The 11534-nt window shown below is 56.0% G+C and carries 10 protein-coding genes and 1 tRNA gene; 9 read left to right on the top strand and 2 right to left on the bottom strand.

Going from position 1 to position 11534, the window contains the following annotated elements; genetic code table 11:
- Positions 1-94: 94 nt before the first annotated feature.
- The gene (locus tag M4951_RS11360; RefSeq protein WP_262026600.1) at positions 95-2410 is read right to left on the bottom strand and encodes a serine/threonine-protein kinase; all 2316 of its coding nucleotides are present in this window, start codon (positions 2408-2410) and stop codon (positions 95-97) included.
- A gap of 335 nt (positions 2411-2745) precedes the next feature.
- A tRNA-Cys gene (locus M4951_RS11355) sits at positions 2746-2817 on the bottom strand.
- Positions 2818-2866: 49 nt separating this feature from the next.
- Between M4951_RS11355 and M4951_RS11350 the strand changes: the two genes are divergently transcribed.
- From M4951_RS11350 to M4951_RS11310, 9 genes are all read left to right on the top strand, one after another.
- The gene (locus tag M4951_RS11350) at positions 2867-3049 is read left to right on the top strand and encodes a hypothetical protein (protein ID WP_262026599.1); all 183 of its coding nucleotides are present in this window, start codon (positions 2867-2869) and stop codon (positions 3047-3049) included.
- 76 nt (positions 3050-3125) lie between these two features.
- The gene (locus tag M4951_RS11345; RefSeq protein ID WP_262026598.1) at positions 3126-3461 is read left to right on the top strand and encodes a hypothetical protein; all 336 of its coding nucleotides are present in this window, start codon (positions 3126-3128) and stop codon (positions 3459-3461) included.
- Between the two features lie 42 nt (positions 3462-3503).
- Positions 3504-3827, top strand: coding sequence for an Hpt domain-containing protein (locus M4951_RS11340; protein WP_262026597.1), 324 nt, complete (start codon positions 3504-3506; stop codon positions 3825-3827).
- 348 nt (positions 3828-4175) lie between these two features.
- Complete coding sequence (locus M4951_RS11335; protein WP_262026596.1) at positions 4176-5477, top strand: diphosphate--fructose-6-phosphate 1-phosphotransferase; 1302 nt, start codon at positions 4176-4178, stop codon at positions 5475-5477.
- A 56-nt stretch (positions 5478-5533) separates the two neighbouring features.
- On the top strand, positions 5534-6403 hold the full coding sequence (locus M4951_RS11330) for an HAD family hydrolase (protein WP_262026595.1): 870 nt from the start codon (positions 5534-5536) through the stop codon (positions 6401-6403).
- A gap of 80 nt (positions 6404-6483) precedes the next feature.
- The gene (gene gndA, locus M4951_RS11325) at positions 6484-7926 is read left to right on the top strand and encodes an NADP-dependent phosphogluconate dehydrogenase (protein WP_262026594.1); all 1443 of its coding nucleotides are present in this window, start codon (positions 6484-6486) and stop codon (positions 7924-7926) included.
- 53 nt (positions 7927-7979) lie between these two features.
- Positions 7980-8765: an SDR family oxidoreductase gene (locus tag M4951_RS11320; protein ID WP_262026593.1), complete on the top strand. Its 786-nt coding sequence runs from the start codon at positions 7980-7982 to the stop codon at positions 8763-8765.
- Between the two features lie 119 nt (positions 8766-8884).
- On the top strand, positions 8885-10330 hold the full coding sequence (gene zwf / locus M4951_RS11315; protein ID WP_262026915.1) for a glucose-6-phosphate dehydrogenase: 1446 nt from the start codon (positions 8885-8887) through the stop codon (positions 10328-10330).
- Positions 10331-10877: 547 nt separating this feature from the next.
- Positions 10878-11510, top strand: a complete 633-nt coding sequence (locus tag M4951_RS11310; protein WP_002652771.1) for a response regulator — start codon at positions 10878-10880, stop codon at positions 11508-11510.
- Positions 11511-11534 lie beyond the last annotated feature (24 nt).

Below are 11534 nucleotides of genomic sequence, written 5' to 3'. Positions count from 1 at the left end.
TTTGCAGGAGATGGGCCGTTGCAGCACTGCAAAAATCGCCCAGAAACCGAGCGATAAAACGGCGGCCACTTTTTCCGTTTTCCGCTTTTCTTTCCTATCTCTCCTGCAATTGCAGCACCACGCCGACCGTCGTCTTGTCATCCAATCGATCCAGCGTCAGCTTCGTGGCGATCACGCCGTTGGCGGCGTCGATGTGACGTGTCGCTTCGGCGTCACTGAAGAAGTTTTTCAGTTCAGGCATTTGCGCAGTAATCGGCGTTGGCTTGTTGGTTGCGACGACACCGACATCTGGCTCGTCGCTGACCCAGATGTTTCCTGCAGAATCAGTCACGTCGATGATCGCCGTGTGTTGATCGACGCGTTGAAGAAATCTGGAGATTCGGCTCAATAGATCGGTCTCGAGGACGACCACGCCAAAGAGTTCGCCTTGGACGGCGTCGTACACCGGAGTCGCCGCAAACAGGCGAACGCCGTCGTCCACGTTATCCTGGGGATCATCGTTGGCGCCGCGCAGGACTAATTGAATATCGCCGCGGTCGAGAAGCAACGCCTTTTTCAACACGTCCTGGTCTTCAAACTTCGTCAAGCGACTCGCCGGCACGCGACGGAGGTAGGCAGGGTCGGTGGTGTTGCGTTCCACGCGGACGATATCGGTCGCCGCTTCCTCGGTCAGCTTCATGTAGGCGATCGAAACATAGTCGGGATTGGCCCGCAAAAATTCTTCATAGATCATTTCGAGCCGATCTTGCCAAACTTCTTCCGACTCGCCAGCGGGCTTGTCTGCTTCGGTAGGGATCAGCGCCTGAATGGGGGGGAGATTCGACATGAATCGGGCGTCCTTCGAGATCTGCTCGGTCGTCGTCCGCAATTGGACTTCGATCTCGCGGTTGTAGGCGCGCATCTCATCAAAGCGAATTTGGCGATTGGCCCGCGACGCTTGATGTGTAGCGACGATCATCACGGTCAGTCCCACAATACCGGTCACCAGCAACAAACCGATCGCTTGCGACATGATCCGATTGTTTTGGATCCAGCGAGCCAGTCGCTGTGCAGGGCGTTCGCGATAGGCCGAAACGTGTTCGCCAGCCATCCAGCGTTCGACATCTTGCGCAAGCTCGGTCGCCGTCTGATAGCGTGAGTATTGGCGGCGAGTCATCGCTTTGGCGCAAATCGCGGCGAGCGCCGGGTCTGCGTCTGCATTGGCGTCAAGCGCGTTGGGCGCCGGATGCGAAGCGATTGCGGTCAACAGTTCACGACTGGTCGTCGACTTCGATGTTTCTCGCGTTTGCTCATGCGGAGCGGCGCCGGTGAGGATCGCGAACAGGATGGCTCCTAAACCGTAGATGTCGGTCCGCTCATCCAATTCGTCGACTCGCCCGGCCGCTTGTTCCGGCGCCATGTATAACGGCGTACCAAGAACCTGCCCTTCCATAGTGCTTTGCCCGCTGCCCGAGCTCTCAAATCCGCCTGATAGATTGTCGAACGACTGCAATTCGTCGACGACCTTGGCGATGCCCCAGTCGATGACGATCACCTGGCCAAAGCTATCGATCGCTACGTTTTCGGGCTTCAGATCTCGATGGATCACTTTACGCGAATGAGCATGTCCGATTGCCTGACAAACGTTCACAAAGTCGGTCAGCAATCGCCGCAAGAGCATAGGATCATGATCCCCTTCGCTCCTTCGTTCGTGGTACTCCATGATCGTGTCATGCAGCGTCTGCTTCCCTAAAAAACGCATCGCGTAAAAGGCTTCGCCGGTGGTCGCATCTTCTCCCAGTTGATAGATCGGCACGATGCCGGGATGCTCTAATCGTCCAGTGATCTCCGCTTCGCGCCGAAATCGTTCTTGCGCGACCACTTGATCCCGTGCGGTGATCTCTTTGACGGCGACAGGACGCTTTAGATGTTCGTCGAAAGCCAGCCAAACGCGGCCTAGTCCTCCTTGCCCCAGTTTGCGCAACAGCCGATAGCGAGCCGCCGAAGTCCGCACTCCCGTCGCGTCGTTCGCTCCGGCGCCGGCCACGCTGCGCACTCCCATCAACCGAGCGATGGTTCCAGAAGGATCGATCGAGTCAAGCGTTTGCGCGACGGCGCATTCAACCGACGAATTCCGTTCGTTCCCCGGCTCAATCTCTTGCAACAATTGAGGAGCGCTCGTCAGCAACCGCTTATTCGCATCTTCATCGATCAGCCCCAACGCGAGCAGATGCTCATTGATCGGCAAGCTGCCGTGGATGGTCCAAGTTGCAAACCCATGAGCAAGCTGACGTTCTGTCAGCATCCCCATCCGCAGAATCAACGCCGAGATCGCGATATCCTGCTGCTCTTTGGAAAAATCGCCGCTACTGCTGTGCGCCATGGTTGCGGCGACGCTGGAATCATTCAGTCGAGCATCAGAAGAAGTCATGCGTGTATCGTCGGCGAGGAGAAGGGCGAGATATTTTGACTAGTCTCCTCAAGTTTACCTGCCGAATGGCCAGCCGGGGAGGATTTTTGCGGTTCAGAGAAGTTGTCCGTTCCGCTGAGTTAAAAAAGGGGGTCAGACCCCAATTACGCAGCGTAATTGGGGTCTGACCCCCTTTTTTTAGCGCTTCTTCTTTATCGCTTGCGCGGAGAGGCAAAATAGTGATCTTTGGCAATGTAGTAAAGGCATCGCCAAACAACGAGAAAGAAGAGGCGAATTCCGCAATTTCAACCGCGCACAAAAAAACCCAAGTCATTATCGGACTTGGGTTTAATCAGAGGCGCCGCCCGGATTCGAACCGGGGATGGTGGATTTGCAATCCACTGCCTTAGCCACTTGGCTACGGCGCCATGTCATTTGTATTCACGCAAACTTAGGGAAACTGCTTTCGCTGGTCAAGTGGCGGTAGCAGTTCCGGTCGTAACGATTGGTTCGTTAGCGATAGGTTTCAATATCGGCGTCATGATCGTTCAGCTTGATCTAAATGTTACGAAAGTTACCAGCGGCGCCGTTTCGCTGTACGGACTAACAGGACAAGCGGCGAGAAGTTTGATCGCGCCGGGTGAAAAAGTTCGAAATTAGAGATGCGTTAAACCGGCGCCAAGCTGTGGGCGACGCAATTATCCTTCACACTGCCTAAACATAGGAGGGGAACGCCATGGATTGGTTGAACCCTTGGGGAAGAACACGACGTCGCATGGTTGCTGAATTGTCGGCCAAAATCGCCACCTCGGCGATTCCCTTGGTACAGCGCCGTCTGGATGACGAATGCCGTGACATGTCAGACGCCGAATTTCGTGGATTTGTTCGCGCTCGCGCCGCACAAGCAATCCATCTCGAACTCGACAAAATCCGAGGCGCCGAGCGTCATCTGGTGATTCGCCATCGCGAGCGACTGTTTGAAGCCGCATTGTCGCTGATGCTGGTCTCCGAACTTTTGAAACCAACCGTCGAGCAATCGCGCGAACTCATTCGTCTCGCCAAGGCGGCGTAAGCGATTACGATCTCGCCAAAAGCCTAGCAGGAGCTAATTACCTTGGCCGATACCCAATTGCCCGACATCTCGGGCATGTCGCTCCGGATTGCGTTTAACAATGTCCGCGTCCAAAAGTTTTTGGACGGGCTGACCCCTCACATCGACGATCTGGTCGCCGCGGTCAAAGAAAAAAATTGGTCCGAAGCGGGACGCTTGAGTCACTTTATCTATCGCTGCAGCGAAGTTTACGGCTATCCAGAGATCGCCGAGATCGCCGGTTCGGTCTGCAACGCCGCAGCCGGGGGTGACAAACAGCAAGCGGGACGACACGTGCTGAAGTTGCTAGGCGCGTATGCACGGGCAGGGCGATCGTCGACGGTCTAGGGAGTGAAATGACGAATTGCTAATGACGAATGTCGAATCCAGAGGATCGTCCATCGTTTCGAATTAGACATTTGGCATTAGATATTCGTCATTTTTCATCCGCCGTGGGCTCTATCCCCACGGCGCCCAAACTTGGAGCGATGGTCGCTCTTTTCCGGTCTGCCGACGGTTAATCCCCCAATCTCCTCCCCAATTCCGCCATCTTCGGCGCTTGCCTGGGTTCTCTCGCCCCTAATTGTCCGGTTCTTTTTACTCGACTAAAATTGGCGGTTTTGTCGCGGCTCACTCTTCACCCAGAGGAGCGAGCAGCGCGAATTTCTTACGCCCCTTTGCTGCCCGAGTTATGAAATGAGCGCTCCCAAGAATATGATCGTCGCCCAAAGCGGCGGCCCGAGTCCGGTGATCAACAATACGCTGCGCGGCATCATCGAGATGGCCAGCGACCTGGACAACATCGGCACCGTGTACGGAGCGCATCACGGTATCGAAGGAGTGCTGAAAGAAGAGCTGATCAACCTTTCGGATCAGCCGGCGGACGAAATCTCACTGCTTCGCTACACGCCGGCCGCCGGCTCGATCGGCACTTGCCGCTACAAGCTAAAGGATTGGCAGAACGAAGATTTTGACCGCGTGATCGAAGTCTTCAAGGCCCATAACATCGGCTACTTTATCTACATCGGCGGCAACGACTCGATGGACACCGCCAACAAAATGGCGTTGATGGCCCAAGAGCGCGGCTTGGATCTGATCGGCATCGGCGGTCCGAAAACGATTGACAATGACGTCGGCGATAGCGAGTTCAAGCTGATCGACCACACGCCAGGCTACGCATCGACGGCGAAGTACTGGATGCACATGGTTCAGTACGCCAACGAAGAAAACCAAGGGAGCAGCCCTGCCGATCCGGTGCTGGTGATGCAGGCGATGGGGCGCAAGATCGGTTACATCCCGGCGGCGGCGCGTCTGGCCGATCCCCATCGTGAAATGCCGCTGCAGATTTATCTGGCCGAATCTCCCTGTTCGCTGGAAGAGCTGCACCAAAATGTCAATGAGCAGCTGAAAAAAGATGGCCGCTGCATGGTCGTCATCAGCGAAGGCTTCAACGTGGGCGACATCGGCGAAGTGAAAGACTCGTTCGGGCACACTTCGTTCAGCTCAAGCCAAATCACGGTCGCCCAGACCGTGACCAACTATCTGAATCAAAACGGCCTGGCCGCCAAAGGCGCGGCTCGCTGCAACGTCTCCGGCACCGATCAGCGTCACGCGATGGCGTACGCATCAAGCGTTGACCTGGACGAAGCGTATCACGCCGGTCAAAAGGCGGCGCTGTTGGCGTCGAAGCGTGAGTCGGGTTTCATGTCGACCATTTTGCGGAACGACGGACCGGTTTATAGCGTTCGCTACGACAAAGCCCCGCTGGCCGAAGTCGCCAACAGCGAACGGACATTCCCCAAAGAATGGATCACCGCCAACGGTTATGATGTAACTGACGACTTTATTCGCTACGCCAAGCCGTTGCTGGGCGAAGGGATGGTTTCGCTGCCGATGGTGGACGGTCGCCAGCGAATGACTCGGCTGCAGCCGCTGTTCGCCGACCAGAAGCTCGCCGCTTACGTGCCGCAAGCCGATCGCCAGAAGGCGCCGAAATAACTCAGCCGATTCTGGCGTTTTCACCCAATCACACACTCTCAAAGCGATTTACGACGATGACCTATCAAATTGAACCGAGCAAAGAATTTCTCGTTGGCATCGACTCCGACGGCTGCGTCTTCGACACGATGGAACTGAAGCACAAAGAATGCTTCATTCCCAACATCATCAACTACTACGAGCTGCAGGGAGTCAGCAAGTACGCTCGGGAAGCTGCCGAGTTCGTCAATCTCTACTCGAAGAGCCGCGGCATCAATCGCTTTCCGGCTTTGATCGAAGCGCTCGAGTGGCTCGGCAAGCGTCCTGAAGTCAAAGCACGCGGCTACGAGATCAAGATTCCGCAATCGATCGCGCAGTGGGTGAAAGAAGAAACCAAGCTCGGCAATCCGGCCCTCGAAAAGAAAGTGGCCGAAACCGGCGACGCCGAACTAAAGCATTGCCTAGAGTGGTCAATCGCCGTCAACGACATGATCGCCGGGATGGTCCGCGGAGTTCCGCCGTTCCCGTACGTTCGCCAATCGCTCGAAAAGCTGAAAGATAGCGCCGACATGCTGGTCGTTTCGGCCACGCCAAACGAAGCGCTCGAAGCGGAATGGTCGGAGCATGACCTGTCCAAGTACGTCACCTCGATTTGCGGGCAGGAAGCCGGCAACAAAAAAGAGACCCTGACCAATGCGACCAAGTACGCCGAAAATCATACGTTGATGATCGGCGACGCTCCCGGCGACTACGCCGCCGCCAAAGCGAACAACTGCCTCTTCTACCCAATCAATCCGGGCGACGAGGAAAACAGCTGGAAGCGATTTGAGGCCGAAGCTATCGACAAGTTCCTCAGCGGAGAGTTCGCCGGCGCCTATCAAAAGGGGTTGTTGGACGAATTCGATCGCTACTTGCCTTCGCGTCCCAGCTGGCCCGTTGAAGATTAACGAACACCGCAAATTTGAAGTTTCCGCCAGCAGCGCGTCACCGCGTCTGACTACGACATCTTGTAAGAAAGTGAAGAACCATGTCCGAACAATGTGATTTCGGTTTGATCGGTTTGGCCGTCATGGGCGAGAACCTCGCTTTGAACGTCGAAAGCCGCGGCTATAGCGTCGCCGTTTACAATCGCACGACGGAAAAGACCGACGAATTCATCAGCGGTCGCGCCGCCGGCAAAAAGTTTGTCGGCTGTCATACGCTGGAAGACCTGGTCAAGTCGCTCAAAGCTCCCCGCAAAGTCATGATGCTGGTCAAAGCGGGTCCGGCCGTTGATTCGATCATCGATCAGCTGATCCCGCTGATGGACAAGGGGGACATCATCATCGACGGCGGCAACACGCTCTACAGCGATACCGAACGTCGCACCAAGTATGTCGAAGAGCAGGGGCTGCTTTACTCGGGAACCGGCGTTTCCGGCGGTGAAGAAGGCGCGCTCAAAGGTCCGAGTTTGATGCCTGGCGGCAGCGAAGCGGCTTGGCCCGAATTGAAAGAGATCTTTCAGGCGATCGCCGCCAAGGTCGGTCCGAACGATGACATCCCGTGCTGCGAATGGGTTGGCCCGCGCGGCGCCGGTCACTACGTGAAAATGGTTCACAACGGCATCGAGTACGGCGACATGCAGATGATCTGCGAAGCCTACTTCTTGCTGAAGCATGGGATCGGACTGACCAACGAAGAACTGTACGACGTCTTCGACGAGTGGAACCGCGGTTTCCTGCAAAGCTACCTGATCGAAATCACCCGCGACATCTTCAGCGTTAAAGACGAGAAGACCGGCGATTTCCTGGTCGACAAGGTGTTGGACGCCGCCGGCGCCAAAGGGACCGGCAAATGGATGAGCCAACTGGCGCTCGACTTGGGCGTTCCCAGCACGCTGGTCACGACGGCCGTTTATGCGCGTAGCCTGTCGGCGGTCAAAGAAGCTCGCGTTCGCGCGAGCAAAGTGCTGGCCGGTCCCAAGGAATCCTACAGCGGCGACAAGCAGCAGTTCATCGAACATGTGCGAGACGCGTTGTACGCATCGAAGATCATCAGCTACGCCCAAGGCTTCGTGCAGTTGCAAGCCGCGGCGGCCGAGCACGATTGGCCGCTGAACTACGGCGACTGCGCCTTGCTGTGGCGCGGCGGCTGCATCATTCGGGCCCAATTCCTGGACCGGATCAAAGAAGCGTTTGACGCCGATCCGAACCTCGAAAACCTGCTGCTCGCTCCGTACTTCACTGATGCGATCGACAAGGCGCAAGCCGGCTGGCGCAACGTTGTCGCTACGGCGGCGACACTCGGCGTTCCGGCGCCTGCTTTCGCGGGAGCATTGGCCTACTACGACGGATATCGTCGCGCGGATCTGCCTGCCAACTTGCTGCAATCCCAACGCGACTACTTTGGCGCTCATACGTTCAAGCGAAACGACATGGACGGCACCTTCCACGCCGAATGGCTGAAGTTGCGTAAAGAGCCGAAAGCGTAAGTCGTAGGCGTACGGTATAGCGGGAATAGATTTCAAGGTCGAGAAAGGTCGAAATGTCGGATAGTTATTTGCGGGGCTTGTTCGGTCTCGAAGGTCGAACAGCCATCGTCATCGGCGCGACCGGCGTATTGGGCGGGGCCATTGCCGAAGGGCTGGCCCAAGCCGGCGCCAACGTCGTCGTGTCTGGCATGAACGAGGGACGTGGGACCGCACAAGCGGTCCGCATCCAGGAACTCGGCGGTGAGGCGATCTTTCAGCCGGTGGACGCCGTTAGTCGGGCGTCGCTGACCAAGCTGAAGGAGATCACGCTCGACAAGTTCGGTTCGGTCGACATGCTGGTCAATTGCGCCGGCATCAATTCGTCGGTACCTTACGAAGAAATCACGGAAGAAGATTGGGACCGTGTGATCGCGACCAATCTGACCGGCACGCATCTGGCCTGCCAAATTTTTGCACCGCTGATGGCTGAGCAACCCGGCGGCGGATCGATCTTGAACATCGGCAGCGTGACCGCGCATTTGCCGCTGTCGCGCGTTTACGCCTATTCAGCCTCTAAAGCGGCGGTCGTCAATTTGTCGCAAAATGTGGCCCGCGAGTATGCGACGCGCAAGGTGCGCGTCAATGTTCTTTGTCCTGGTTTTTTTCCGGCGGAACAAAACCGAAAAATCTTGGATCAAGATCGCGTTTCCAACATCATGGCGCAAACGCCGATGAAACGCTTTGGCGAACCGGAAGAACTCGTAGGGGCGGCGATCACCCTCTTATCCCCCAAGGCGGGCAGCTTCATCACCGGCGCAACAATCTACGTTGACGGCGGATTTACTTCGATGCGATTCTAGTCTCCGCTAGTTGAGCAAGAACCTGGTTGTCGGGTTTCGCATGCCGCCGGAGAAGTTCTAAAATACCTGTATCGCACTGCGCGCGTCCTCTTCGATCACTCTCCATGAAAACAACCAACATGTCGCACACGATCGTGATCTTCGGCGCTTCCGGCGACCTGACAAGCCGCAAGCTGATCCCCGCGCTCTACCTGTTATATCGCAAAGGGCGCTTGCCCGACGCGACTCGCGTGGTAGGCGTTTCACGAACCGAATACTCGCACGACGCCTGGCGAGCCGACTTGGAGAAGACCACCAAGCAGTTCACCGGCGATTCATTCGAGCCGAAAATGTGGGCTGAGTTCGCAGGCCAAGTTTTTTATCAACCTGGCGATCTGCAAGATTCGACCGACATGGATCGTTTGGCGACCTTTTTGAACGAGCTGGAAGAGGGTGAGTCGACTCGAATTTACTATCTCTCGACCATGCCCAAGCTCTATCCGATCGCGGTCGAAATGCTGGGCGCCGCCGGCTTGGCGGATCAATCCGCCGGTCCGCGCCGCGTGGTGATCGAGAAGCCGTTCGGCACCGATCTGACGACCGCCGAGCAACTAAATACGCGCGTCCACAAGGTCTTTGCCGAAGATCACGTTTACCGCATCGACCATTATCTGGGCAAAGAGACGGTTCAAAACCTGTTGGTCTTGCGATTCGGCAACTCGATTTTTGAACCGCTCTGGAATCGCAACTATATCGACCATGTGCAAATCACGGTGGCCGAAGAAGTGGTCGTTGGCCGTCGCGGCGGATACTACGATACTTCAGGCGTCATGCGCGACATGGTGCAAAACCATCTGCTGCAATTGATGATGATCACGGCGATGGAATCTCCGGTTCGCTTTGACGCCGATATGGTCCGCGGCGAAAAGGTAAAAGTGCTGGAAGCGGTTCGCCCGATGACCGGCGCCGACTTCGCACAGAATACCTTACGCGGTCAATACAAAGGTTATCTCAACGAAGAAGGCGTCCCCTCCAACAGTCAAACCGCGACCTTCACCGCGTTAAAACTGTGGATCGACAATTGGCGCTGGCAAGGCGTTCCTTTCTATCTGCGAAGTGGAAAAGCGATGTCTTGCCGGACAACGCAAATTGTCATCCAGTACAAAGAGCCGCCGCTCACCCTGTTTGACCATTGCGAGTCGATGGAAGGGAACCGCTTGGTGATCCAGATTCAGCCGGCCGAAGGTCTCCAGATGCACATTCAGAGCAAAGTCCCCGACGCCGGGATGCGGACGCGTACGACTGATCTTGATTTTCGTTTCCGCCGCCAATTTGCCGGAGACTTACCGGATGCATATCAACGCTTGCTGCTCGACGCGATCCAGGGAGACGCGAGCCTGTTTGCGCGAAGCGACGAAGTCGAACTTGCGTGGGGAATTGTTGATCCCATCCTGGCCGCATGGAATAGCCCTGCTGCGCCTGAATTGGTGACGTACGAAGCGGGCGGTTGGGGCCCCGATTCATCAACCGATTGGATGATGAAGCAGGGTCGCCAGTGGTTTGACGTCTGTCCGGTCATTCATTAAGACTCGACCCAACCGAATTTTCCACCATTTTCCCTCATTTTTTACCTTACTCAATTCTGCGGATTGAGCGCAATTGTCAGTTTGCTTTTCTGCTGAAAGCGTTGATTCTGCATACATTGGCAGGGCCGATTCGCTGCTGATGTATGCGTTTTCACCGCATCATACTGTGCTCAATCGAGTACAACCCGGCTGTTTTCCTTCAAAATAGCGATGTTTATTGGCCGTCCGCGGAAAACCGCTGTAGCAACTACGAGCGGTTGTCGTAATGATTGCTTTAGAGGGGAGAGGGCAAGCATTCCCCCCAGTGGAATCCCAGCCGCGAGGCGAAGGTTCGAATAACCCATTTTTTGTCGTTTTTTCCCTACAACACCCAACATCTTTCGCCACCTAACTTTTAGGTAAGCTGTTTGGCGCCGGAAGTGCTAGAAAATTGTCGTAAATCCGCCCCGATTTTCGCAAAGAACCTAGTGCCGCGACGCCACTAACACCGATGGCGGGTACAATAAGGGCGAATACGACAAGTAGAGCGTTGCATCTGGAGTGTTGAATGACCATTCGATTGTTAGTCGCGGACGATCATGAAGTCGTCCGTTGCGGTTTGAAGAGCCTTGTCTCGGGTACCGACATTGAAGTCGCTGGAGAAGCCCGAACCGGGGAAGAGACGGTGCGGATGGTTACTTCCGTCAATCCTGACGTCGTCCTGCTTGATATCCGCATGCCCGAAGGGGACGGCCTGACCACGCTAGGTCGGATCAAGCTTGAACGTCCTGATTTGCCGATTCTGATCCTGTCGACCTACGACAATCCGACCTACGTCGCGAGAGCCGTCGCGCTGGGAGCCAACGGTTACGTATTGAAAGGGGATCCTCGTGATCGTCTGGTCGATGCGATCCACACAGCCGCCAACGGCGAAAGCGCTTGGACGCGAGATGAGTTACGCCGCGTTACCGGCGCTCTCGCGACTCCCCGTTTGAATGCAGATGTTGAAGTGCCGCTAACGCAACGCGAGAGCGAAGTGCTGCGGCAACTTGCGTTGGGTTTGACCAATAAAGAAATCGCCCAGGCGCTCCACATCAGCTATGAGACCGTGAAAGAACACGTCCAACACATTCTGCGAAAAGTCGGCGTTTCGGACCGTACCCAAGCAGCTGTATGGGCCGTTCGCAAAGGTTTAGTCTAAAAGCTCTTAAGCTTGGTTGCGGCG

The sequence above is a fragment of the Blastopirellula sp. J2-11 genome, from assembly GCF_024584705.1.
GTDB lineage: Bacteria > Planctomycetota > Planctomycetia > Pirellulales > Pirellulaceae > Blastopirellula.
Note: the sequence above shows the minus strand (reverse complement) of the source record. Positions and strands in the feature narration are given on the sequence as shown.